This window comes from Bradyrhizobium sp. IC4060 (assembly GCF_020193715.1).
GTDB classification, from domain to species: Bacteria; Pseudomonadota; Alphaproteobacteria; order Rhizobiales; family Xanthobacteraceae; genus Bradyrhizobium; species Bradyrhizobium yuanmingense.
In genome coordinates, this window is the sequence record NZ_JADYVJ010000003.1 from 530,816 (window position 1) to 554,287 (window position 23,472).

Below are 23,472 nucleotides of genomic sequence, written 5' to 3' on the forward strand. Positions count from 1 at the left end.
GCCTTACCTGAACGTCTTACGCGGGTCGAAGGCGTCGCGCACGGCTTCACCGATGAAGATCAACAGCGAGAGCATGATCGCGACCGAGAAGAAGCCGGAGAAGCCGAGCCACGGTGCCTGCACATTGGCCTTGGCCTGCGAGAGCAATTCGCCGAGCGAGGGCGATCCCGGTGGCAGGCCGAAGCCGAGGAAATCGAGCGCCGTCAGCGTCATCACCGAGCTCGAAACGATGAACGGCAGGAACGTCATGGTCGCGACCATCGCGTTAGGGAGCAGGTGGCGGAACATGATCAGAGGATTGGAGACGCCGAGCGCACGTGCCGCCTGGACGTATTCGAAATTGCGCCCGCGCAGGAATTCGGCCCGCACGAGGCCAACCAGCGAGACCCAGGAGAACAGCAGCAAGATGCCGAGTAGCACGAAGAAACCGGGCACCAGCACCGAGGACAGGATCAGGAGAAGATACAGCGATGGAATCGCGGTCCAGATCTCGATGAAACGCTGGAAGATCAGATCGACCCAACCGCCGAAATAGCCCTGCACCGCACCCGCCGCGATGCCGATGACCGACGAAACGATGGTGAGGCAAAGGCCGAACAGCACCGAGATGCGGAAGCCGTAGATCAGCCGCGCCACCACGTCGCGGCCCTGATCGTCGGTGCCGAGCCAATTGTATTCGAGATCGCGGCAGCTCTTCAGTCCCTTCTTCTCCACCACCGGCTTGCACTGCTTCTCCGTCAGCATCCAGGTCGGCGGCGACGGCGCCGGCGTCGGCAGATCGAGATTGTGAGTGTCATAGGAGTAACGGATCAGCGGCCAGACGACGCTGCCGCCCTTGTCCTTGATCAGCTTCTGCAAGTACGGGTCGCGGTAATCGGCCGCCGTCTCGAAATCGCCGCCGAACGTCGTCTCCGAATAGGTCACGAAGGCCGGCCAATATAGCCGACCGTCGAACTTGATCAGGAAGGGCCGATCGTTCGCGATCAGCTCGGCGAACAGCGAGATCACGAACAGGCCGATGAAGATCCAGAAGGACCAGTAGCCGCGGTGGTTCGCCTTGAAGTTCTGCCACCGCCGCCGGTTAAGCGGCGATGGAGCGAACGGCTTGCGCGTGATCGGAACGGCATCGCCGAGCGGCGACTTCGCTGTGGTCTCGATCGGCGTCGGCGCGGTGATCGTCATCAGACCTCCCGCGCTTCGAAATCGATCCGGGGGTCGATCCACATATAGGTCAGGTCGGAGATCAGGTTGATCACGAGGCCGACCAGCGAGAAGATGTAGAGCGTGCCGAACACCACGGGATAATCGCGATTGAGCACGCTCTCGAAGCTGAGCAGTCCGAGCCCGTCCAGCGAGAAGATGGTCTCGATCAGCAGCGAGCCGGAAAAGAAGGCGTGGATGAAAGTGCCGGGGAAGCCGGCGATCACGATCAGCATCGCGTTGCGGAAGACGTGGCCATAGAGCACCCGGTTCTCGCTGCAGCCCTTGGCGCGGGCGGTCATGACGTATTGCTTGCGGATCTCATCCAGGAACGAATTCTTGGTCAGGAACGTCATGGTGGTGAAGGCACCTAGCCCCATGGCGATAAGTGGCAACGTCAGATGCCAGAAATAATCGATGATCTTCCAATACCAGGGAAACTGCGACCAGCCGTCCGAGGTCAGTCCGCGCAGCGGGAACCAGTTGAAGAAGGAGCCGCCGGCAAACAGGATGATGAGGAGAATGGCGAACAGAAAACCGGGGATGGCATAGCCGAGCACGAGCACCGTCGAGGTCCAGGTGTCGAACCGCGCCCCGTCGTTCACGGCCTTGCGAATGCCGAGCGGGATCGAGATCAGGTAGGTCAGAAGTGTTAGCCAGAGGCCAAGCGAGATCGAGACCGGCAGCTTTTCCTTGATGAGCTGGAGCACGCTGACGTCGCGAAAATAGCTCTTGCCGAAATCGAAGCGGGCGAAGTTCCACACCATCAGCAGGAAGCGTTCCGGCGCCGGCTTGTCGAAGCCGAACTGCACTTCCAGCTTCTTGATGAAATCGGGGTCGAGGCCCTGCGCGCCGCGATATTTCGAGTTGACGGAATCGCCGCCCGCACCGACCTGCCCCGGCGCGCGCTGCGCAAAATCGCTGCCGCCCGATATGCGCGAGGTGCCGCCGGTGTCGGCGCCCGAGAGCTGCGCGATCACGCGTTCAACCGGGCCGCCGGGCGCGAATTGCACCACGACGAAGGACACGAAGAGGATCCCAAGCAGGGTCGGAATCATTAGCAGGAGGCGGCGGGCGATATAGGCGCTCATGGCTATTTTGCCTGCTCGAGCTTGGCCGCCTTGGCGGGCTCATACCACCAGATGTCGGGCGCGCCGACGCCGTTGGCATAGCGCGGCAGCTTGGGCGGATGTCCGAACTGATCCCAATAAGCCAGCCGGTGCGTCTTGTTGTACCATTGCGGCACCCAATACCGGCCGGCGCGGAACAGGCGATCGAAGGCGCGGCAGGCGACGGTCAGGTCTTCGCGGCTGTCGGCCGCCATGATCTTCTCGATCATGGCGTCGATCGCCGGACTGGCGACGCCAGCCAGATTGTACGAGCCCTTGGTGTTTGCGACCTGCGAGGAGAAGAACGCGCGCATGGCATCGCCTGGCGTCGCCGACATGCTGAAGCGCTGGATGGTCATGTCGAAATCGAAATCTTCCTGCCGGGCTTTGTGCTGCACGGCATCGACAAGGCGCACGCTCGCTTCGATGCCAAGCGTCGCGAGATTCTTGATGTAAGGCGCGTGGTGCGGCTGGAACGAGGGCTCATCCAGCAGGAACTCGATCTTGAACAATTCGCCGTTCGGCAGCACCCGCTTGCCGTCCTTGATGGGCACGCCGGCCTCGGTCAGCAATTGCTGCGCCTTGCGGAGCAGGCTGCGGTCCTGTCCGGAGCCGTCGGAGGCCGGCGGCGTGAACGGCGCCGCGAACACCTCGTCAGGAACCTGGCCGCGAAACGGCTCCAGCAGCTTCAGCTCTTCCGGCGAAGGCGGCGCATTGCCGGCCATCAGGTCCGAGTTCTGGAACGGCGACACCGTGCGGGCATAGGCGCCGTACATGATTGTCTTGTTGGTCCATTCGAAATCGAAAGCGTTGATCAGGGCCTCGCGCACGCGGGGGTCTTTGAATTTGTCGCGCCGCGTATTGATGAACCAGCCTTGCGCGCCGGAGGGCGTATCGTCGGGCACGACCTCCATCTTGACTCGGCCTTCCTTCACCGCGGGGAAGTCATAGCGCGTCGCCCAGATGCGCGAAGTGAACTCCTCGCGATAAAGATAGCTCTTGCCGGTAAAGCCCTCGAAGGCGACGTCGCGGTCGCGGTAGAATTCATAGCGGACGACATCGAAATTATAGCTGCCGCGGCAGGGCGGCAGATCAGCGGCCCACCAGTCCTTCACGCGCTCGAACTCGATGTAGCGATTGACCTCGAACCTGCCGACCCTGTACGGGCCCGAGCCGAGCGGAATCTCCAGCGACGATTCATCGAACGGGCGGGAGGCGTAGTACGCCTTCGAGAAGATCGGCAGGCTGGCGACATAGAGCGGCACGTCGCGTGCACGCCCCTTGGCGAAGGTGACGACGAGCGTCGCATCGTCGAGGGCTTCGGCACTGACCATGTCGCGCATCTGCACGGTGATCAGCGGATGCCCCTTGGTCTTCAGAGTCGTCAGCGAATAGGCTGCATCGTGGGCGGTGAGCCTGGTCCCGTCGTGGAATTTCGCCTCGGGTCGCATCGCGAAGCGGTAGACCAGCTTGTCCGGCGATATCTGCACGGATTTGGCCGCCAACCCGTACATTGCGTCGGGCTCGTCAGCTGCGCGGATCATCAGCGGCGAGAACGTCATACCCATACCTTGTGCGCCGTCGCCTTTCAGGATGAAGGCGTTGAGCGAGTTGAAGGTCTGGTAGGACTGATTGTAGGCCCGCACCGACGGGATCAGCGAGAACGTGCCGCCTTTCGGCGCGTCGACATTGACGTAATCGAAATGACGGAAGTCGGCGGGATATTTGAGATCGCCGAATGCCGACATGCCGTGCGCCTCGGTCGCCGCTTCCGATGCTCGCGCGCTGCGCAGCAGCGGCGGGCCGACGGACGCCCCGAGGGCGCCGCCAACACCCAGGACCAGCACATGGCGGCGTGACATCTGCGTCATGCGGGGATTGTCCTTCACGATTTCTTTGCGATCCGTGCCGCCTTGTCTGCGTCGTACCACCAGATGAACGGGAAGCCGGACAGACCATACCTGGGCAATTCCGTCGGCCGGCCGAAGCGATCCCAGCGCGCGGTGCGCACCTTGTTGTAGGTCCATTGCGGCACGACGTAGTGATTCCACAGCAGCACGCGGTCGAGGGCCTTGGTGGCCGCGACGAGATCGTCGCGATCAGTGGCGTAGATCACGCGCTCGATCAGCTTGTCGATGGCCGGATTCTTGATGCCGGCGATGTTGCGCGACCCGGCGATGTCGGCCGATTTGGAGGACCAGAACTCGCGCTGCTCGTTGCCCGGCGATTGTGACTCGCCCCAGGAGTTCGTCACGATGTCGAAGTCCCACTCGCGCGTCCTGTTCTCATACTGGGTCGGATCGACCGTCCGAACGCTCACCGCAATGCCGAGCCGCTCCAGCGACGGCTTGTAGAACAGCGTAATTCGTTCGAAGCTGGGATCCGAGTTGAGCAATTCCAGCGAGAACTGCGCACCGGTCTTGACGTCGACCAGCTTGCGATCTCGCACCTCGTAGCCGGCTTCCTTGAACAGGCGCAGCGCCTCACGCAAATTGTCGCGCACCGCCTCCGGACTCCCCCCGACCGGATTGGTGTAGGGCGTCGTGAAGACCTCGGGCGGTACCTGGGCGCGGACGGTCTCGAGAATTTCGAGCTCCTTACCCTGCGGCAATCCCGTTGCCATCAGCTCCTCGATGCCGTCGAAATAGCTGCTGATGCGCTTGTACTGACCGTAGAAGATCTGCTTGTTCATCTCCTCGAAGTCGAACGCGTAGTTGAGCGCACGACGCACGCGCGGATCGCTGAACTTGGCGCGGCGCAGGTTCGGCACGAAGGCCTGCATCACGCCCGAGCTGCGATTGACGAATTCCTCGAGGATCACCCGCTTTTCGGTCACGGCTGGGAAATCATAGGCGGTCGCCCAACTCTTCGCGCTGTTCTCGGTGCGCCAATCGACCTGGTCGGCCTTGAAGGCCTCGATCGCAACGGTGCCGTCGCGAAAATATTCGTAGCGCAGCTCATCGAAATTATTGCGGCCCACATTGATGGGAAGATCGCGGCCCCAATAGTCCTTGACGCGCTCCAGCGCGATCGAGCGTCCTGCGACGAATTCCTTGACCTTGTAAGGGCCCGAGCCGAGCGGCACTTCCAGCGTGGTGGTGGCGATATCGCGCTTGCGGCCCTGCGCGTCCGTCCCGTCCCACCAATGTTTCGGAAGGACGATCAGCTGTCCCACGATCAGCGGCAGCTCGCGGTTGCCGGGTGCGTCGAACACGAACTTCACGTCACGCTCGCCGACCTTCTCGGCCTTCACCACATGGCTGTAATAGGCCGAGTACATCGGATGGTTCTTCTTGAAGGAATCGAGCGAGAAGATCACGTCCTCCGGCGTAACAGGCTTGCCGTCATGCCATTTCGCCTGCGGCCGCAGGCGATAGGTGACGAAGGAAAAATCGTCGGGATGGCTGACCGCTTCGGCCAGCGCGCCGTATTCGGTCGAGACCTCGTCGAGCGACTGCGTCAGGAGCGATTCATAGATGAACGCGACGGCACCGGCGACCTGGCCCTTCACACCGGAGACGACGATGTTGAAATTGTCGAACGTGCCGACGGCGATCTGGCGCGCGACACCGCCTTTGGGGGCGTCCGGATTGACGTAGTCGAAGCGCTTGAAGTCGGCGGGGTACTTGACCTTTCCGAACAGCGACAGCGCGTGGCGCCAAGGCAACCCGCCGGAAGGCAGCTCAGTTGCTGATTGCGCATGCGCCACGCCGACGGGAACGCCCGCGACGGAGCCAAGGGCTGGAAGCGCTGCGGCTGCAGTGCCGGTGAGCAGGAGATCGCGTCGGGTAATGGCCAAATCAACATCCCTGTCTTGAAGGAGGCTACTCCTTTAAGTTCCCAATATAGGCGAGGTTTCGACCGAATATGTTGCTTTTTCCTCATCTTGGAAGCCCGGCCGGCCTATCGGATGCGGCCAAACGCCCCGATAACGTCGCCGCGAGGCCCGGATAAGGAAACGGCCAGACTTTTCAGCCTGGCCGTATTCGAGCGCCGGTTCTTGGGACCTTATTTTGACGCCGTCGGCAGCGGCTGAGGTTTCTCCGACTGCGAATTCAGATAGGCGATGATATCGGCACGCTCGGAATCCTTGGCAACACCGGCAAAGCCCATCGCGGTGCCCGGAATGAAGCCCTTCGGATTGGCGAGGAACTTGTTGAGGTCGTCGAAGCTCCAGTTGCCACCCTTGGCCTTTATGGCGGCCGAGAAGTTGAAGCCACCACGGCCCTGGCCCTTGGGCTCGCCAACGACGCCATAGAGGTTCGGACCGACTCGGTTCGGGCCGCCCTTCTCGAAGGTGTGGCAGGCGCCACACTTCTTGGCGGCCGCGGCGCCCTTGTCGACGGAGGCGGTTTGGAGCAGCTTTTCGATCGGTTCGGACGATGCGGCGGCAGCGGCGCCCTCCTTGCCGGAGCCGGCATCTTGCTTGACCGCGATCTCGAAGCCCGGCTTTTCCGGCATCTTGGGAGAGAACAGCGCGCTCGCGGTGAAGCTCGTCACCAGCAGGAAGAGACAGGTGCCGAACACGGCGCCGAGAATCTTGTTGAGTTCGAAAGAGTCCATTTCCGGCCAGGCCCCACCGCAAGAAGGAAACAGCGGCCCGGATGGCCGCAGGACGAGCCTCGGAGAATCAAACGTTCCTTATTGTTTCCCCGAGTTTTGCCATTGAGATATCGGTTTGCCCGGGGTCTGGCAACCCGTATAAGCGATCCGGCTTCAGGCCCGTCCCCACCCCATGTCCCGGTGCGGAAAACGCTCCGTTTTCAGGCTCTTGACCTCAGACCTTTGAACCCGATGATCGATCCCCGCATCCTGGTGCTGATCCCGGCTCGCATGGCCGCCACCCGTCTGCCCGGCAAGCCGCTCGCCGATATCGCGGGATTGCCGATGATCGTGCATGTGCTGCGCCGTGCCGAGGCCGCCGCAATCGGCAGGGTCGCGGTGGCCACCGACACCGACGAGATCGCCTCGGTCGTGACCGCCCATGGCGGCGAGGCCGTGATGACCCGCGGCGACCACCCCTCCGGCTCCGACCGCATCCACGAGGCCATGCAGAAGCTCGATCCCGAGGGCAAGGCCGAGATCGTGGTCAATGTCCAAGGGGATTTCCCGACCATTACGATCGACAACATCCGCGAGGTGCTGCCGCCGCTGCAAGACCCGGCCGTGGACATCGCGACGCTGGCCTCGCGGATCCACACCGAGGAAGAGGATCTCGCCCCAAGCGTGGTGAAGGCGATCGGAACCTCGGTTGGCGGCAGGCGGATGCGCGCACTTTATTTCACCCGCGCGACCGCCCCGACCGGCGACGGACCGCGTTATCACCATATCGGCCTCTATGCCTTTCGCCGCGCCGCGCTGGAGCGCTACGTCTCTCTTCCGCCGTCTCCGCTGGAATTGCAGGAGAAGCTCGAGCAGCTCCGGGCGCTTGAGGCCGGAATGCGCATCGATTTCACCATCGTCGACACCGTGCCCCGCGGGGTCGATACGCCGGCGGACCTCGAGACCGCGCGCAGCATCCTTTCCAAATCCTGAGCCGCTGCTACAAGGCCGAGCATGAGCAAGATGAAGATCGCATTCCAGGGCGAGCCTGGCGCCAATTCCCACATCGCCATCGTCGAGGCCTATCCCGACGCCGAACCGATGCCCTGCGCCACATTCGAAGACGCGCTGTCGGCGATCTCGTCGGGCGAGGCCGATCTCGGCATGATCCCGATCGAGAATTCGGTCGCCGGCCGCGTCGCCGACATCCATCACCTCCTGCCGGCGTCCGGCCTCTTCATCGTCGGCGAATGGTTTCTGCCGGTCCGGCATCAGCTGATGGCCGTGAAGGGCACCAAGCTCGAAGACATCAAGAGCGTCGAGAGCCATGTGCATGCGCTCGGCCAGTGCCGGCGCATCATCCGCAAGCTCGGCATCAAGCCGATCGTGCATGCCGATACCGCCGGCAGCGCCCGCGACATCTCGGAGCGCAAGGACAAGACGGTGGCCGCGATCGCCTCGCGCCTTGCTGCAAAGATCTACGGTCTCGACATCCTCGCCGAGGACATCGAGGACGAGGCCCACAACACCACTCGCTTCGTGGTGCTGGCGCGCGAGCCGAAATGGGCGCCCCAAGGCACCGGGCCGCTCGTCACGACTTTTGTTTTCCGGGTGCGCAATTTGCCGGCGGCGCTCTACAAGGCGCTCGGCGGCTTCGCCACCAATGGCGTCAACATGACCAAGCTCGAGAGCTACATGGTCGACGGCAATTTCTTCGCCACGCAGTTCTATGCCGACGTCGACGGCCATCCCGATGACAAGGGCCTCGCCTTCGCCATCGAGGAGCTGAAATTCTTCTCGCGCGAATTCCGCATCGTCGGCGTATATCCGGGCCATCCGTTCCGCGCCACGTTCAGCGAAGTGCAGGATTGATCCCTCACCCTCCCCTGGAGGGGTCCGGGACGAGCGCAGCTCGCCCGTGGGTCGCTACGCATGGAGCGCAGCGCAATGCGTAGCGGGGTGGGTGACGGTCTCTCCACGTCGAATACTGCCCGAGTGGAGAGATCACCCCGCTCGCGCTGCGCGCAATCGACCCGCCCCCTCCAGGGGAGGGTAAGCTACCCCGCCGCTCTGAGCCCGAATGCCTCCGCCAATAGCGAATACGACTTCTTTCGCGCCGCGTGGTCATATACCGCCGTGATCACCATCAGCTCGTCCGGCTTGCTTGCGTAGATCAGCGGCTGCAGCTTCTTCTGCACCGTCGCGGGACTGCCGACGAACAGGCGCGAGCGGTTGCGCAGGATCGAGGTGCGCTCGGCGTCCGTATACGGATAGGCCATCGCCTCCTCGACGCTCGGCAGCGGCAGATATTGACCGCGGTCGCGGCGAAGACGGTTGAGGTCGAAGGACGAGGCGAGCCTTTCGGCCTCCTCGTCGGTATCGGCCGCAATGACGGCGACCGCGAGAATGGCATGTGGGCTCGCACGCCAGGCCGAGGGTTGAAAGCGATTGCGGTAATGCACCATCGCATCGATCGCGTCGTGGGACGCGAAATGATGGGCGAAGGCGAAGCCCATGCCGACCTGGGCGGCCAATTCCGAGGAATAATCGCTGGAGCCGAGCAGCCAGATAGGCGGCAGTCTGGTGTCGTCGGGCATTGCGACGACGTTGTTGTAGGGGTGCCCCGCGGGGAATTCGCGCGTCTCCCACAGGATCAACTCGTGCAGCCGCTCCAGGAAATCGTCGCCCTCGCGGCGGTCGAGCCGGCTCCTGAGCGCGTAAGCCGTCGCACCGTCGGTGCCCGGCGCGCGGCCGAGACCGAGATCGATCCGGCCCGGAAATAGCGCCTCCAGCATCTTGAAGCGCTCAGCGACGACCAGCGGCGCATGGTTGGGCAGCATCACCCCGCCGGAACCGACGCGGAGGTGCTTCGTCACCGCCGCGATCTGGCCGATCATCAGGTCGGGCGCGGGGCTCGCGACGGAGGCGAGATTGTGATGCTCGGCGAGCCAGTAGCGGACATAGCCGAGGCCATCGACGTGACGCGCCAAATCGATGCTGTTGCGCAGCGCCGCGGCGGGCTTGGTGCCTGATGTGACGACGGAGAGGTCGAGGACGGAGAGCGGGATCATGGCGGCTTAACGTAATGGAGGCGGTCGCGGCGACAATGGGCCGGCTGCGCAGGCCTGACGTGTACGGACGGGCTGGCACGCCAGCGGCTGGAGTTGGGACAAGCGCCGCTACTTTGCAGACGATTTTGGTCTGCCCACCAAGAAAATCGTTCATAAAAGATGGCTCACGAGAGATAATATCTGAAAATTCAATACATTATGTCATGCAGCGCGCTTCCCACCCAAAACATGATTCGCAAGAATGACCCGCCAAACTACACCTGAATGGGCAACTTCCCATGCATGATGGGCTGTCGATCAAGGGACCTTTGCCGTATTTTAGCTCTCCGAGGCTAGACCCCGATTGCCGGCCTGACATTGGAGTGAGTGGCGCCATGACTGACCTGACGACGCCTGCGACAGCCGACCGGCAGGACAGGCACCTGAAGCGGCCCGCGATCTCCTTCGAGTTCTTTCCGCCGAAGACGGAAGAGATGGAGCGCAATCTCTGGGAGACCATCAACCGGCTGGCCCCGCTCGAGCCGAAGTTCGTCTCGGTGACCTATGGCGCCGGCGGCTCGACTCGCGAGCGCACCCATTCGACCATCACGCGCATCCTGAAAGAGACCGCGCTGCTGCCGGCGGCGCACCTGACCTGCGTCGGTGCTTCGCGCGGCGAGATCGACGAGATCGTCGACCGTTATCACGAGGTCGGCGTCCGCCACATCGTGGCCTTGCGCGGCGATCCCGTCGGCGGCATCGGCACGCCCTATTCGAGCCATCCCGAGGGTTATCAGAGCTCGGCCGCGCTCGTCGCCGGCATCAAGAAGCGGCACGGCGACATCGAGGTCTCGGTCTCTGCCTATCCCGAGAAGCACCCCGAAGCGCGCGACTTTGATGCCGATATCGACACGCTCAAGGCCAAGGTCGATGCGGGTGCGACGCGCGCGATCACGCAGGTGTTCTTCGACAACGATCTCTACTTCCGCTATCTCGACCGCGTGCGTGCGCGCGGCATCGACATCCCGATCGTGCCCGGCATCATGCCCATGCACAATTTCAAGCAGGCGCGCAATTTCGTGACCCGTGCCGGCACCACGGTGCCCGACTGGTTCGCGGCGAAGTTCGAGGGCCTCGATGACGATGCCGAGACGCGCAAGCTGGTGGCCGCGACCGTTGCGGCCGGCCAGGTGCAGAAGCTCGCCAAGCACGGCGTCGACACCTTCCATTTCTACACCATGAACCGCGCCGATCTCGTGTTCGCGATCAGCCATTTGCTCGGCATTCGCGCCAAGAGCGCGCAGAAGGCGGCTTAAGAGAAAATGACCGTGACCATCTCTCCGAAGCGAACTGCCCTGCTGAACGCTGCGCGCGAACGCATCCTGGTGCTCGACGGCGCCATGGGCACGATGATCCAGAATCTGCAGCTCGACGAGAAAGCCTTCCGCGGCGAGCGCTTCAAGAACTTCCATCGCGACCTGCGCGGCAACAACGATTTGTTGATCCTGACGCAGCCGCAGGCGATCGAGGATATCCACGCCGCCTATTTGCGCGCCGGCGCCGACATCGTCGCGACCAACACGTTCTCGACGACCTCGATCGCGCAGGCCGATTACGACCTCACCGACATCGTCTACGAGATGGCGCGTGAAGGCGCCCGCCTCGCCGGCAATGCCGCACGGCGCGTCGCGGCCGAGGACGGCAAGCCGCGCTTCGTCGCCGGCGCCATCGGGCCGACCAACCGCACCGCCTCGATCTCGCCCGATGTGTCCAATCCCGGCTACCGCGCCGTCACCTTCGACGATCTGCGCAAGTCCTATGGCGAGCAGATCCGCGGCCTGATCGACGGCGGCGTCGACCTCCTGCTGGTCGAGACCATCTTCGACACGCTCAACGCCAAGGCGGCGCTCTATGCGATCGCCGAGATCACCGAAGAGCTCGGCATCGACGTGCCGGTGATGGTGTCGGGCACCATCACCGACAAGTCCGGCCGCCTGCTGTCGGGCCAGATGCCGGAAGCGTTCTGGAATTCGGTGCGGCATGCCAAGCCCGTTGCCATCGGCTTCAACTGCGCGCTCGGCGCGGAAGACCTGCGCGCGCATATCGCCGATATCGGCCGCGTCGCCGACACGCTGGTCTGCGCCTATCCCAATGCCGGCTTGCCGAACGAGTTCGGCCAGTATGACGAGACGCCCGAATACATGGCGCGGCTGATCGGCGAGTTCGCGCGTGATGGCCTCGTCAACATCGTCGGCGGCTGCTGCGGCACCACGCCGGACCATATCGCGGCGATTGCCGCGGCAGTGGCGCCGCACAAGCCGCGCCTCGTGCCGGAGATCACCCCGCGCCTGCGGCTTTCCGGACTCGAGCCGTTCGTGCTGACGGACGCGATTCCCTTCGTCAATGTCGGCGAGCGCACCAACGTCACGGGCTCGGCCCGCTTCCGCAAGCTGATCACATCAGGCGATTACACCGCCGCGCTGCAGGTCGCGCGCGACCAGGTCGAGAACGGCGCCCAGATCATCGACGTCAACATGGACGAGGGCCTGCTCGATTCCGAAGCGGCCATGGTGACGTTCCTCAATCTCCTCGCCGCCGAGCCCGACATCGCGCGCGTGCCTGTCATGGTCGATTCCTCGAAATTCTCGGTGATCGAGGCCGGCCTGAAATGCGTGCAGGGCAAGCCGGTCGTCAACTCGATCTCGATGAAGGAAGGCGAAGAGAAGTTCATCCTTGAGGCCAAGATCGCCCGCCGCCACGGCGCGGCCGTTGTCGTGATGGCATTCGACGAGGTCGGCCAGGCCGACACGTTCGCGCGCAAGACCGAGATCTGCAAGCGTGCCTACGACATCCTGGTCAACAAGGTCGACTTCCCGCCTGAGGACATCATCTTCGATCCGAACATCTTCGCAATCGCGACCGGCATCGAGGAGCACAACAATTACGGCGTCGACTTCATCGAGGCGACGCGCTGGATCCGCCAGAACCTGCCGGGCGCGCATGTCTCGGGCGGCGTCTCCAATTTGTCGTTCTCGTTCCGCGCCAACGAGCCGGTGCGCGAGGCCATGCACTCGGTGTTCCTGTATCACGCCATCAAGGCCGGGATGGACATGGGCATCGTCAATGCCGGACAGATGATCGTCTATGACGACATAGATCCCGAATTGCGCCAGACCTGCGAGGACGTCGTCCTCAACCGCGATCCCGGCGCGTCCGAGCGCCTGCTCGCTCTCGCCGAAAAATTCCGCGGCAAGAAGACCGAAGGCAAGGAAGCCGATCTCGCCTGGCGCGAATGGCCGGTGGAGAAGCGGCTGTCGCATTCGCTGGTGCATGGCATCACCGAGTTCATCGAGCAGGACACTGAAGAAGCCCGCAAGAAATCCTCGCGCCCGCTCGACGTCATCGAGGGCCCGCTGATGGCCGGCATGAACGTCGTCGGCGATCTCTTCGGCGACGGCAAGATGTTTTTGCCGCAGGTGGTGAAGTCCGCGCGCGTGATGAAGCAGGCCGTCGCTTACCTCATGCCGTTCATGGAGGAGGAGAAGGCGCGCAACCTTGCGAGCGGCATCGGCACCGAGGGCTCCTCGTCCGCCGGCAAGATCGTGCTCGCGACGGTCAAGGGCGACGTCCACGACATCGGCAAGAACATCGTCGGCATCGTGCTCCAGTGCAACAATTTCGAGGTCATCGATCTCGGCGTGATGGTGCCGGCCGCCAAGATCGTCGAGACGGTGAAGGCGGAGAAGGCCGACATCGTCGGGCTGTCAGGCCTGATCACGCCCTCGCTCGACGAGATGGCGTTCTTCGCCGGCGAGTTGCAGCGCGAAGGCTTGAGGCTGCCGCTGCTGATCGGCGGCGCCACCACCAGCCGCGTGCATACGGCCGTCAAGATCGACCCGAGCTATCGCGCCGGTCCCGTCGTGCATGTGAACGACGCCAGCCGCGCGGTCGGCGTCGCCTCCGCGCTGCTGTCGCCGGAGAAGCGCGAGGCCTATGCGGCCGAGGTGCGGGCCGAATACGCAAAGATCTCGGAGGCGCATCTGCGCGCGCAGGCCGACAAGAAGCGGCTGAAGCTCGCTGATGCCCGCGCCAACCGCGTGCCGGTCGATTTTGCCAAGAGCAAGCCGGTGAAGCCGACTTTCCTTGGCACCAAGAGCTTCGACGATTACGATCTCGCCGAGCTCGTCGACTGCATCGACTGGACGCCGTTCTTCCAGACCTGGGAGCTCGCCGGACGCTTCCCCGCCATCCTCGACGATTCCAAGGTCGGCGAGGTCGCGCGCTCGCTCTATGACGATGCGCGCAAGATGCTCGACACGATCGTCAAGGAGAAGTGGTTCCGGGCGCGGGCGACGATCGGCTTCTGGCCGGCGAACGCGCAAGGCGACGACATCGTGCTCTATGCCGACGATAACAGGACCAAGAGCATCGCGACACTGCACACGCTGCGCCAGCAGCTGGAGAAGCGCGAGGGCCGCTTCAATGCGGCGCTCTCCGACTTCATCGCCCCTGCCGGCCTGCCCGATTACATCGGCGGCTTCGTCGTCACCGCAGGGATCGGCGAGGATGCCGTGGCTGACCGCTTCAAGATGGCGAACGACGACTACTCCTCGATCCTGTGCAAGGCGCTGGCCGACCGCCTCGCCGAGGCCTTTGCCGAACGCATGCACGCCCGCGTCCGCCGCGAGTTCTGGGCCTATGCACCGGATGAGGCGCTCTCCAACGAGGAGCTGATCCTGGAGAAGTACTCCGGAATCCGCCCCGCGCCCGGCTATCCCGCGCAGCCCGATCATACCGAGAAGGCGACGCTGTTCGAGCTGCTCGACGCGGAAGCCACCGCCGGGGTGAAGCTGACGGAGAGCTTTGCGATGTGGCCGGGCTCGTCCGTCTCCGGGCTCTATTTTGCCAGCCCCGAAAGCTATTATTTCGGCGTCGGCAAGATCGAGCGCGACCAGGTCGAGGACTACGCCGCGCGCAAGGGCATGAGCGTGGCCGAAGCCGAGCGCTGGCTCGCGCCGGTGCTGAACTACATCCCGTCGCAGGACAAGCCCTTCGCCGCCACGCCGGCGAACGACGAAATGCCGAAAGACCTCGCCTCGCATCCGCCGGGCTGCACTTGCGCGGTGCACTTGGTCTGGCAGAAGAAGCGCGCCGGCGCGGGGTAGACGCCGCCGAAACACAAACGTGAAAAACAACCCCATGCACAGTAGCGATGGGGTTGAAAAGGCTTGACGTTTTCTGACTTGCCGAAAACACGGTTGCGGCGTCGGGCAAAACAGGGGTATTATTGCATCATCGACTGCGGTGGCCGTCCGATACTCTCGCCAGGCCCCGCGCTGTCATTCCGGGGCGCGCCTCTTGGCGCGAGCCCGGAATCCATTGCTCCACATCATCCGCTGCACGATGGATTCCGGGCTCGCGCTTCGCGCGCCCCGGAATGACAGAGCGCTTCACCCCTTTGGCGGGGCCAGCGGCTGCGCGATCTCGTTGAACGGGGCCAGCGCCTCGCAGCGCTCGCTATGGGCCGCGAGCGCCGGATAGCGCGCGGCATCGAACAGCTGCGGATGCGCTTCGCGGGTGAAGCGGACGACACAGGCGACGGCAACGTCGGCGTGGCCGATGCGGTCGCCCAGCCAATACGGCGTCGTCACCTTGGCGCGCTCGGCCTCGAGCACTTTCAGCACGTCCGCGATCTGCGCCTGGCAACGCTCGACCCACAGCGCGAGCTGCTCCTTCCGCAGCACGCGCTCGTAGAGCAGGCTCACCGCCTTGTCGCCGAGGCCGGAAGCGAGCGCGCAGATGCGCAAATGCTTGCGCCGCTCGATGCCGCCGCGCGGCAGCATGGCCTTGTCCGCGCCGACGAGGTCATCGAGATAATCGAGGATGATCATGCTCTCGATCAGGGCCTCGCCGTCGTCGAGCACCAGCGTCGGCACGCGGCGGAGCGGATTGTACGGCGCGATCTTGTCGGCATCGCCGAAGGTCGACCATGGCCTGTGCTCGAAGGCGAGCCCGTAGAGCCGCAGCGCAATCGCGACGCGGCGGACGAAGGGGGAATCATATTGGCCGATCAGGAACATGGTTCTCGCTCTTCTCGATCATTGAACACGACAGGGCCGATCAGTCTCCACGACCAGCTCGGCGCGGCGCAACAAAAATCTCGGAAAGGGAGCATTGCGCCGGCCGCAACGACGCCCGCGATGGCCTTGCGCTCAAAGGCCGTCCTGGATCGAGCGCTTGATCGCGGCGATGGCGGTCTCGTTGCGCTTGTACATCGTCCATTGCTTGATCCGCTTGGCGCGCACCAGCTTGGCCGCCGTCAGCACCCGCATGTGCTCACTCACCGTCGGCGCGCTGACCCCGAGCTTCTCGGCGATCAGCAATCCGCAGACACCGTCCTCGACCAGGTCGCCATCTTCCTGCTCGCGAAAATGCCGCCGTGGATCCCGCAGCCATTCCAGGATCTGCAGGCGGCGTTCGTTGGCGAGCGCGCGCAATGCGACGGCAAATTTCATTTAGCCATTTTGCTAATTACCTAATTGATGTCAACGCTTCTTTGCGCTATCCTGGACGGCATCATGACAGCGACAATGGACATCACACGGGAGCGGATTGCGGCGACCGAGCCGGTCATCCGTCCGCATATCAGGCGCACGCCGCTTGTTCAGGCCGACCTCGCCGATTTCGGCCTGCCGGCCGCGCCGGTCACGTTCAAGCTCGAGATGCTGCAGCATTCCGGATCGTTCAAGGCGCGCGGCGCCTTCGCCAATCTGCTGCTGCGGCAGGTGCCGCAGTCGGGTGTGGTCGCCGCATCCGGCGGCAATCACGGCGCGGCCGTCGCCTATGCCGCGCAGCGGCTCGGCATTCCCGCCACGATCTTCGTGCCCGACATCACCTCGCCGGCCAAGGCCGAGCGCATCAAGGCTTATGGCGCCAAGCTCGTGATCGCGGGCAGCCGCTACGCCGATGCGCTCGCCGCGAGCGAGGCGCATGTCACGCAGACCGGCGCGCTGGCCGTCCATGCCTACGATCAGGCCGAAACCCTGCTCGGCCAGGGCAGCGTCGGATTGGAATTGGAGCAGGATGCGCCCGGCATCGACACGCTGCTGGTGGCGGTCGGCGGCGGAGGGCTGATCGGCGGCATTGCGGCATGGTACGCCGGCAGGACACGCATCGTCGCGGTCGAGCCGGAGCAATCGCCAACCCTGCACGCCGCGTTCGCGGCAGGCGCGCCGGTCGATGCGCCGGCCGGCGGCATCGCCGCCGACAGCCTTGCGCCGCGCCGCGTCGGCGAGCTGATGTTTCCGGTCGCGCGAGCCCATGTCGAGCGCGTCGTCCTGGTCAGCGACGATGCGATCCGGCAGGCCCAGGCCGCGCTGTGGTCGCATTTGCGCCTCGTCGCCGAGCCCGGCGGCGCCGCCGCCTTTGCCGCGGTGCTCTCCGGCCGCTATCGTCCGTCGCCGGGCGAGCGTATCGCGGTTCTGGTCTGCGGGGCGAATACGACGGCGGTGAATTTCGATAGCTGAGCGGGAATGACATGACGGGACCGCGCGGACTGATCCTGATGGCGATCCTGCTGCCGATGATCGGCGCCGCCCAAGCGCAGGATGGACCGATCGGCTTTCTGACACCGTCGAAAAACATCGCCTGCCAGTTCTTCACCGACAACGGTCAGGGCGTGCTCCGCTGCGACATCATGAACATGGACGCGCGCCCGCGCCGGCCGGCCGATTGCGAGCTCGACTGGGGCCATGCCTTTGAGATGAGCGCGCAGGGCGCCGCCGGCCGCATTTGCGCTGGCGATACCGTGATGGACCCCTCGCTGCCGGTGCTGGCCTATGGCGAGGTGTGGCAGCGCGGGGGATTTACCTGCCGGTCGGAGCAGACGGGATTGACGTGCTTCAACGCAATGCAGCGGGGGTTTTCGCTGGCAAGGGGGAGGCAGGAGGTGTTTTGAGGAAGCTCGACCAGAACGACAAGAATGCCGACCAGAAGCCATCGCTCAGTATCTTGGGCGTCTACTCGTTCAGCGCGGACAAGGCCGCCTATGCCCGCTTCATCCGGGAGCTGATCGATTCCCACGATCCGCCTAATTTCAGCGAAGAAGTAAAGGATATCCTCCGTAACGGCGGCAGGGGTGACGAGATCGTGCCGTTGACTCCTGAAGAGCGGCAGGATTGGGAAGGCGAGCTGCGTTTCTATATGGACGACGCCGCGGTTCTCGAGGTGCTGGTGAAGAATCCGGACCCACGATTTAATCCCCATGACTTTGCTCAGATTGACCCGTCCAACCCCAAGGACCACTCGGAGATGGCGTGGAACGAGATGTTCCTGACGGCAGACGGCGAGACGGAGATTGAGACCGACTACAAGCAAAGGCTGCCTGCGGCGAAGCAATATCGCGTGGTATTCGTCATCCATCGCTGGGTGCCTAGCCTCCCACTGCTTTCCAGCTACGGAGAGCTTCAGGCTCCTCCCGTGCAGCCGCTTCCGGAGCGATTATGGTGTCTTGCTTCCTATGACCTTCCGGAGCCGAGTGCTGGTGCAATCCAGTAGTCCGTAGCGCACAATCCGAATGGGTCGGCCCGTTACCCCATCCACGGCCGCCAATTGGAAGATTGACAGCAGCGCAGCACTCCGTCCTTAGCGCAGCGGAGCGATCCAGAATCTCTCCGTACAGACATTCTGGATTGCTTCGTCGCAAGGGCTCCTCGCAATGACGGTGAGGAGGCAGCCGCGCACTATTCGATGATCGGCACATGCTTCGCTGCATCGCGCGGTGCCGTACCGTCGAGGCGCGGATCATCGGCGATTTCGATCTGGCGGCGGAAGGGGCGGAAGCCGGAGCGCTGGTAGAAGGCGACGGCGGCGGGATGGTCGAGGGTGCAGGTGTGGACCCAGACGCGGCGGATGTCGCGTGACCAGGCGCGCTCCAGCGCGCGGTTCATCAGGAAGCGGGCGGCGCCGGTGCCGATCAAGCCAGACGTGACGCCGAAATAAGTCAGCTCGCACTGGCCGGGCTCGCGGAAGTCGAGCTCGAGCAGACCTTCGTCGCGGCCGTCAGCGACCAGGGCATAGACTTCGATGCCGGGCGCTCGAATGATCGCGGCGAGTTCGGCGTCGGTCATGCGGGCGCGCGAGAACCACAGCCAGCCCTCGCCGACGCGGCGGAAGAGATCGCGGTACCAGGGAAGCGCGGGGGCATCGACCTTGCGCAGGGTCCAGGCGCCGGGCGGATCGTCGCGGCTCGCGGGCGGTGCAGTCATCTCCAGATGGGTGACGATTGCGGCGATCTTGCCGTTCGGGACGTCGGAATAGCCGTCGGGGACGATCATGTTTCGTTTCTTCTTTTGTTAGCGGTTTGCGGGCGGCGCCGTTGGAGGCACCACAGCAGCGCCACACTCCGTCATTGCGAGCGCAGCGAAGCAATCCAGGATCTTTCCGCAGAGGCAGTCTGGATTGCTTCGTCGCAAGAGCTCCTCGCAATGACGGTGTAGAGGCGGTGGTGTAGCCCGGATGGAGCGCAGCGCAATCCGGGATTTGTGCCACCATCGACAGCGGACCCGGATTACGCTGCGCTCCATCCGGGCTACGACATTTGCCGCTACCCCTCCCCCTCGTCGCTCGCCAGCACGCCCTTTACCGCGCGCGCCCAGCCGGCGAGCTTCCGCTCGCGCGTGGCCTGGCTCATGTTCGGCTTGAAGCGGTGCTCGAGGCGCCAATTGTCGGCGAATTTGGTCGGCTCGGGATAGACGCCCGCCTGGAGGCCGGCGAGGTAGGCGGCGCCCAGCGCCGTGGTCTCCTGGATTACCGGGCGGTCGACCGGCGCATCCAGCAAATCGGCGAGGCGCTGCATGGTCCAGTCGGAGGCGGTCATGCCGCCGTCGACGCGGAGCACGACGCTGGCGGTTTCCGAGCTCGGCCAGTCCGCGCGCATCGCGGCCCAGAGGTCGAAGGTCTGGTAGCAGACGCTTTCCAGCGCGGCATGGGCGAGCTCGGCGGGGCCGGTGTTGCGGGTGAGGCCGAACAGCGCGCCGCGGACGCGCGGATTCCAATAGGGCGCGCCCATGCCGACGAAGGCGGGGACCAGGTAGACGCTCTGCATGGAGTCCGACTGATCGGCAAGCGGTCCGGTTTCGGCGGCATGCTTGATGATGCCGAGGCCGTCGCGCAGCCATTGCACAGCGGAGCCGGCGACGAAGATCGAGCCTTCCAGCGCGTAGGTGCGTTTGCCATCGAGCTGATAGGCGACGGTGGTGAGCAGCTTGTTCTTGGAGACGACGGGCGTGGTGCCGGTGTTGAGCAGCGCGAAACAACCGGTGCCGTAGGTCGACTTCATCATGCCCGGGCGGAAGCAGGCCTGGCCGATGGTGGCGGCCTGCTGGTCGCCGGCGATGCCGGCGATGACGATGGGGCCGCCGAACAGGTCCGGCGTGCTCTCGCCGAAGCGGGCGGAGGAATCCTTCACCTCGGGCAGCATCGAGCGAGGCACGCCGATGATCTCCAGCAGCTCGTCGTCCCACGCGCCGGTGTGGATGTTGAACAGCAGCGTGCGTGAGGCGTTGGTGGCGTCGGTGGCGTGCACCTTGCCGCCGGTGAGGCGCCAGAGCAGATAGCAATCGATGGTGCCGAACATCAATTCGCCGCGCGCGGCGCGCGCGCGGGCGCCGGGGACGTGGTCGAGGATCCAGGCGACTTTGGTTCCGGAGAAATAGGGATCGATGATCAGGCCGGTCTTCTCAGAGATCACGGGCTCGCGGCCTTCTGCCTTGAGCTTGGCGCAGATGTCGGCGGTGCGGCGGTCCTGCCAGACAATGGCGCGGTGCACGGCCTGGCCGGTGGCGCGGTCCCACACCACGGTGGTCTCGCGCTGGTTGGTGATGCCGATCGCGGCGATGTCCTTTGCGGTGATCCCGGCATGCTCGATCGCTTCGCGGCAGACCATCACGGTCGAGGTCCAGATGTCCTCCGGCTCGTGCTCGACCCAGCCGGAGGCCGGAAAATGCTGCGGAAACTCGGCCTGCGCCTTCGCCGCGATGGAAATATCGCCGCGAAACACGATCGCGCGCGAAGAGGTGGTGCCCTGGTCGATGGCGAGGACGAAAGACATGGCGGCTTACCTTGGCGTTTTCTTTGGGCGTCTTCCCTGGAGGGGTCATTGTGTCGCGCCAAAGGGAGCGGATTAGGGCGGCAAGGTCAAGGTTTGGATCAGTGGGGGCCGCTGCCCTTCCTTCTCCCCTTGTGGGAGAAGGTGGCATAGGCGGCCGTCGGCCGCCGTTCTCAAGAACGCCGAAGCAAGGCTTCGGCTACGGCGCCGGATGAGGGGTATGCTTCGGCGAACACAGCCGCAAAAGAGTCACGTGCGGAGGGATACCCCTCACCCGTCTCGCCGCTTCGCCATAGCCGATGCGAAGCATCGGCGTTCTTGAGAACGGCGGCCGAAGGCCGCCTATGCCACCCTCTCCCGCAAGGGGAGAGGGGAAGAACCCTACACCGCCGCCGTCGTCACGCCGCCGTCGATGACGATGGTTTGGCCGGTCATGAAGCTCGAGGCGTCGGAGGCGAGGTAGGCGACGGCGCCGGCGATTTCGTCGGGCTCGCCGATGCGGCGGAGCGGCGTGGTGGCGGTGCGGCGCTTCAGATTGGCTTCGTCTTCCCAGAGCGCGCGGGCGAAGTCGGTCTTGACCAGGCCGGGCGCGATGCAGTTGACGCGGACGCCTTTCGGACCCCATTCGCCGGCGAGCGAACGGCACAGCGCGAAGTCGGCGGCCTTGGAGATGCCGTAGGCGCCAATCACGGTGGAGCCGCGCAGGCCCCCGATCGAGGAGATGATGATCACCGAGCCCTTGCCGCGCTCGGCCATTTGCGGGATCGCGAGCGCGGAGAGCCAGATGTTGCTCTTGACGTTCGAACCCATGATCTTGTCGAAGGCTTCGTCGGTGATTTCGAGCAGCGGGCCGTAATAGGGATTCACGGCGGCGTTGCAGACGAGAATGTCGATCTTGCCGTAATGCTTCGTCGCGCCCGCGATCAGCGCCTCGACCTCGTTCTTGCGCGCGATGTTGCAGGGAATGACGATGGCATCGCCGCCAGCGGCATTGATGCCGTCGGCGACTTCCTTGCAAGCGTCGGCCTTGCGCGAGGAGACAACCACCTTGGCGCCTAACTTGGCGAGCAACTCGGCGGAGGAGCGGCCGATGCCGCGGCTGGAGCCGGTGACCACGGCGACCTTGCCGGTGAGATCGAACGGGGTGTTCTTCATTGTTGTTGCCTCCTCCTGGTCATTCCGGGGCGCGCATAGCGCGAACTACGATGCGCAATTGCGCATCTGAGAATCCATTTCACCGCACGTATTGCCGCCCGATGGATCCCGGGCTCGCGCTTCGCGCGCCCCGGGATGACAGGTCAGATCAACCCGCCCGCATCCGCGACGCGGCGCTGGTGGTAGTCGGTGTCGCCAAAGGTGTTCTCGATCATGGTGAGGCGCTTGAAGTAGTGGCCGATCTTGGCCTCCATGGTCATGCCGATGCCGCCGTGGAGCTGGATCGACTGCTGGCCGACGAATTTCAGCGACTTGCCGATCTGCACCTTGGCCGCGGCGATCGCGTTGCTGCGCTCCTTGGCGTCCTCGAAGTCGTTCGCCATGGTCGCGAACATCGACATCGAGCGCGCCTGCTCGGTGGCGACGAACATGTCGGAGGCGCGGTGCTGCAGCGACTGGAACGAGCCGATCGCGACGCCGAACTGTTTGCGCGTCTTGATGTACTCGACCGTGGTCTTGAGCGATTCGTCCATCAGGCCGACCGCCTCGGCGCAGAGCGCGACGCGGGCTTCGTCCACCACGCGCTCGATCAGCGCGAGCGAATCCTCGGGGTTGCCGAGCACGGCGTCGGGACCGACCTCGACACCGGTGAAGGTGATGTCGGCGGCGTGCAGGCCGTCCTGGGTCGGATAGGACTTTTTCGCGACGCCCTTGGCATTGGCCGGAACCAGAAACACGCCGATGCCTGACTTGTCGCGGCGGTCGCCCTTGGTGCGCGCGGTGACGATCAGGGTATCCGCGTTCTCGCCGTTCAGCACGACGAACTTCTCGCCGTCGATCACGTAGGCATCGCCCTTCTTCTTCGCGGTCGTGGCGACGTCGAACAGATCGTAGCGCGAGTTCTTCTCGAGCTGGGCGAAGGCCAGCGTCTTGCTGCCGTCGATGATGCCGGGCACGTGCGCGGCCTTCTGCGCATCGGTGCCGGCATGACGCAGGAAGCCGCCGCCGATCACCACCGTCGCCAGATAGGGCTCGAGCACCAGCGCCTTCCCGAGCGCTTCCATCACGATCATGGTCTCGACACCGCCGCCGCCGAAGCCGCCGTCAGCCTCGCTGAAGGGCAGGCCCAAAAGTCCCTGCTCGGCGAGCTTGAGCCAGACCGTTTTGCTCCAGCCGCCCTTCTCCGCCATGTACTTCTTGCGCTGCTCGAAATCGTAGGAATCGGTCAGCAGGCCGTCGATGCTTTCCTTGAGAAGCCGCTGCTCCTCGGACAGATCAAAATCCATTTCTTTGGTTCCTCGTACCCGGA

The 23,472-nt window shown here is 64.2% G+C and carries 19 protein-coding genes; 7 read left to right on the forward strand and 12 right to left on the reverse strand.

The annotated features are described in order from the left end of the window. Positions 1-3: 3 nt before the first annotated feature. The 5 genes from I6F16_RS14360 to I6F16_RS14380 all read right to left on the reverse strand — a co-directional run bounded on the left by I6F16_RS14360 (position 4) and on the right by I6F16_RS14380 (position 6,872). On the reverse strand, positions 4-1,182 hold the full coding sequence (locus I6F16_RS14360; RefSeq protein WP_036036808.1) for an ABC transporter permease: 1,179 nt from the start codon (positions 1,180-1,182) through the stop codon (positions 4-6). Beyond that, positions 1,182-2,291: a microcin C ABC transporter permease YejB gene (locus I6F16_RS14365; protein ID WP_035998032.1), complete on the reverse strand. Its 1,110-nt coding sequence runs from the start codon at positions 2,289-2,291 to the stop codon at positions 1,182-1,184. The genes I6F16_RS14360 and I6F16_RS14365 overlap by 1 nt, the downstream gene beginning before the upstream one ends. 2 nt (positions 2,292-2,293) lie before the next feature. Then, the gene (locus tag I6F16_RS14370) at positions 2,294-4,180 is read right to left on the reverse strand and encodes an extracellular solute-binding protein (RefSeq protein ID WP_225111668.1); all 1,887 of its coding nucleotides are present in this window, start codon (positions 4,178-4,180) and stop codon (positions 2,294-2,296) included. A 14-nt stretch (positions 4,181-4,194) separates the two neighbouring features. Further along, complete coding sequence (locus I6F16_RS14375; RefSeq protein WP_225111667.1) at positions 4,195-6,108, reverse strand: extracellular solute-binding protein; 1,914 nt, start codon at positions 6,106-6,108, stop codon at positions 4,195-4,197. A gap of 209 nt (positions 6,109-6,317) precedes the next feature. Beyond that, positions 6,318-6,872: a cytochrome c family protein gene (locus I6F16_RS14380; RefSeq protein WP_225111666.1), complete on the reverse strand. Its 555-nt coding sequence runs from the start codon at positions 6,870-6,872 to the stop codon at positions 6,318-6,320. Between the two features lie 231 nt (positions 6,873-7,103). On the opposite strand from I6F16_RS14380, the gene I6F16_RS14385 reads away from it, so the two are divergent. Both I6F16_RS14385 and I6F16_RS14390 read left to right on the forward strand, forming a co-directional pair. Next, positions 7,104-7,844, forward strand: coding sequence for a 3-deoxy-manno-octulosonate cytidylyltransferase (locus tag I6F16_RS14385; RefSeq protein ID WP_035998024.1), 741 nt, complete (start codon positions 7,104-7,106; stop codon positions 7,842-7,844). A gap of 21 nt (positions 7,845-7,865) precedes the next feature. Continuing rightward, positions 7,866-8,723: a prephenate dehydratase gene (locus I6F16_RS14390; RefSeq protein ID WP_035998021.1), complete on the forward strand. Its 858-nt coding sequence runs from the start codon at positions 7,866-7,868 to the stop codon at positions 8,721-8,723. A 185-nt stretch (positions 8,724-8,908) separates the two neighbouring features. Here the strand turns inward: I6F16_RS14390 and I6F16_RS14395 are convergent, their stop codons facing one another. After that, entirely contained in the window at positions 8,909-9,922 is a 1,014-nt protein-coding gene (locus tag I6F16_RS14395; RefSeq protein WP_036021573.1) for an LLM class flavin-dependent oxidoreductase, read from the reverse strand. A gap of 374 nt (positions 9,923-10,296) precedes the next feature. Between I6F16_RS14395 and metF the strand changes: the two genes are divergently transcribed. After that, complete coding sequence (gene metF, locus I6F16_RS14400; protein WP_225111665.1) at positions 10,297-11,217, forward strand: methylenetetrahydrofolate reductase [NAD(P)H]; 921 nt, start codon at positions 10,297-10,299, stop codon at positions 11,215-11,217. A 6-nt stretch (positions 11,218-11,223) separates the two neighbouring features. Then, entirely contained in the window at positions 11,224-15,066 is a 3,843-nt protein-coding gene (metH, locus tag I6F16_RS14405; RefSeq protein WP_225111664.1) for a methionine synthase, read from the forward strand. A 285-nt stretch (positions 15,067-15,351) separates the two neighbouring features. On the opposite strand, the gene I6F16_RS14410 is transcribed toward metH, so the two are convergent. Further along, complete coding sequence (locus I6F16_RS14410; protein ID WP_225111663.1) at positions 15,352-15,981, reverse strand: glutathione S-transferase family protein; 630 nt, start codon at positions 15,979-15,981, stop codon at positions 15,352-15,354. A 132-nt stretch (positions 15,982-16,113) separates the two neighbouring features. Further along, positions 16,114-16,416 (reverse strand): winged helix-turn-helix domain-containing protein, encoded by a 303-nt coding sequence (locus I6F16_RS14415; protein WP_036036790.1) that lies wholly within the window; start codon positions 16,414-16,416, stop codon positions 16,114-16,116. A gap of 27 nt (positions 16,417-16,443) precedes the next feature. On the opposite strand from I6F16_RS14415, the gene I6F16_RS14420 reads away from it, so the two are divergent. The 3 genes from I6F16_RS14420 to I6F16_RS14430 are packed head-to-tail and all read left to right on the forward strand — an operon-like array spanning position 16,444 to position 18,457. Beyond that, a complete protein-coding gene (locus I6F16_RS14420) occupies positions 16,444-17,427 on the forward strand; it encodes a threonine/serine dehydratase (RefSeq protein WP_225111662.1) in 984 nt (327 codons plus the stop codon). Between the two features lie 38 nt (positions 17,428-17,465). Beyond that, complete coding sequence (locus I6F16_RS14425) at positions 17,466-17,858, forward strand: DUF6636 domain-containing protein (RefSeq protein ID WP_225111661.1); 393 nt, start codon at positions 17,466-17,468, stop codon at positions 17,856-17,858. Next, positions 17,855-18,457: a hypothetical protein gene (locus I6F16_RS14430; protein ID WP_036021535.1), complete on the forward strand. Its 603-nt coding sequence runs from the start codon at positions 17,855-17,857 to the stop codon at positions 18,455-18,457. The genes I6F16_RS14425 and I6F16_RS14430 overlap by 4 nt, the downstream gene beginning before the upstream one ends. A 185-nt stretch (positions 18,458-18,642) precedes the next feature. On the opposite strand, the gene I6F16_RS14435 is transcribed toward I6F16_RS14430, so the two are convergent. From I6F16_RS14435 to pimD, 4 genes are all read right to left on the reverse strand, one after another. Next, positions 18,643-19,236: a GNAT family N-acetyltransferase gene (locus I6F16_RS14435; protein WP_225111660.1), complete on the reverse strand. Its 594-nt coding sequence runs from the start codon at positions 19,234-19,236 to the stop codon at positions 18,643-18,645. A 269-nt stretch (positions 19,237-19,505) separates the two neighbouring features. Next, positions 19,506-21,011: a glycerol kinase GlpK gene (gene glpK / locus I6F16_RS14440; RefSeq protein WP_035997987.1), complete on the reverse strand. Its 1,506-nt coding sequence runs from the start codon at positions 21,009-21,011 to the stop codon at positions 19,506-19,508. Between the two features lie 378 nt (positions 21,012-21,389). Then, on the reverse strand, positions 21,390-22,163 hold the full coding sequence (locus I6F16_RS14445) for an SDR family oxidoreductase (protein WP_109142412.1): 774 nt from the start codon (positions 22,161-22,163) through the stop codon (positions 21,390-21,392). 143 nt (positions 22,164-22,306) lie between these two features. Continuing rightward, positions 22,307-23,449 (reverse strand): pimeloyl-CoA dehydrogenase small subunit, encoded by a 1,143-nt coding sequence (gene pimD / locus I6F16_RS14450; RefSeq protein ID WP_036021529.1) that lies wholly within the window; start codon positions 23,447-23,449, stop codon positions 22,307-22,309. Positions 23,450-23,472: the final 23 nt, after the last annotated feature.

What these genes read in the sequence shown, in the direction of transcription:
- I6F16_RS14360 (WP_036036808.1), bottom strand. Translation starts at nt 1,182, where the DNA reads ATGACGATCACCGCGCCGACGCCGATCGAGACCACAGCGAAGTCGCCG.
- I6F16_RS14365 (WP_035998032.1), bottom strand. Translation starts at nt 2,291, where the DNA reads ATGAGCGCCTATATCGCCCGCCGCCTCCTGCTAATGATTCCGACCCTG.
- I6F16_RS14370 (WP_225111668.1), bottom strand. Translation starts at nt 4,180, where the DNA reads ATGACGCAGATGTCACGCCGCCATGTGCTGGTCCTGGGTGTTGGCGGC.
- I6F16_RS14380 (WP_225111666.1), bottom strand. Translation starts at nt 6,872, where the DNA reads ATGGACTCTTTCGAACTCAACAAGATTCTCGGCGCCGTGTTCGGCACC.
- I6F16_RS14385 (WP_035998024.1), top strand. Translation starts at nt 7,104, where the DNA reads ATGATCGATCCCCGCATCCTGGTGCTGATCCCGGCTCGCATGGCCGCC.
- I6F16_RS14390 (WP_035998021.1), top strand. Translation starts at nt 7,866, where the DNA reads ATGAGCAAGATGAAGATCGCATTCCAGGGCGAGCCTGGCGCCAATTCC.
- I6F16_RS14395 (WP_036021573.1), bottom strand. Translation starts at nt 9,922, where the DNA reads ATGATCCCGCTCTCCGTCCTCGACCTCTCCGTCGTCACATCAGGCACC.
- metF (WP_225111665.1), top strand. Translation starts at nt 10,297, where the DNA reads ATGACTGACCTGACGACGCCTGCGACAGCCGACCGGCAGGACAGGCAC.
- metH (WP_225111664.1), top strand. Translation starts at nt 11,224, where the DNA reads ATGACCGTGACCATCTCTCCGAAGCGAACTGCCCTGCTGAACGCTGCG.
- I6F16_RS14410 (WP_225111663.1), bottom strand. Translation starts at nt 15,981, where the DNA reads ATGTTCCTGATCGGCCAATATGATTCCCCCTTCGTCCGCCGCGTCGCG.
- I6F16_RS14415 (WP_036036790.1), bottom strand. Translation starts at nt 16,416, where the DNA reads ATGAAATTTGCCGTCGCATTGCGCGCGCTCGCCAACGAACGCCGCCTG.
- I6F16_RS14420 (WP_225111662.1), top strand. Translation starts at nt 16,444, where the DNA reads ATGTCAACGCTTCTTTGCGCTATCCTGGACGGCATCATGACAGCGACA.
- I6F16_RS14425 (WP_225111661.1), top strand. Translation starts at nt 17,466, where the DNA reads ATGGCGATCCTGCTGCCGATGATCGGCGCCGCCCAAGCGCAGGATGGA.
- I6F16_RS14435 (WP_225111660.1), bottom strand. Translation starts at nt 19,236, where the DNA reads ATGATCGTCCCCGACGGCTATTCCGACGTCCCGAACGGCAAGATCGCC.
- glpK (WP_035997987.1), bottom strand. Translation starts at nt 21,011, where the DNA reads ATGTCTTTCGTCCTCGCCATCGACCAGGGCACCACCTCTTCGCGCGCG.
- I6F16_RS14445 (WP_109142412.1), bottom strand. Translation starts at nt 22,163, where the DNA reads ATGAAGAACACCCCGTTCGATCTCACCGGCAAGGTCGCCGTGGTCACC.
- pimD (WP_036021529.1), bottom strand. Translation starts at nt 23,449, where the DNA reads ATGGATTTTGATCTGTCCGAGGAGCAGCGGCTTCTCAAGGAAAGCATC.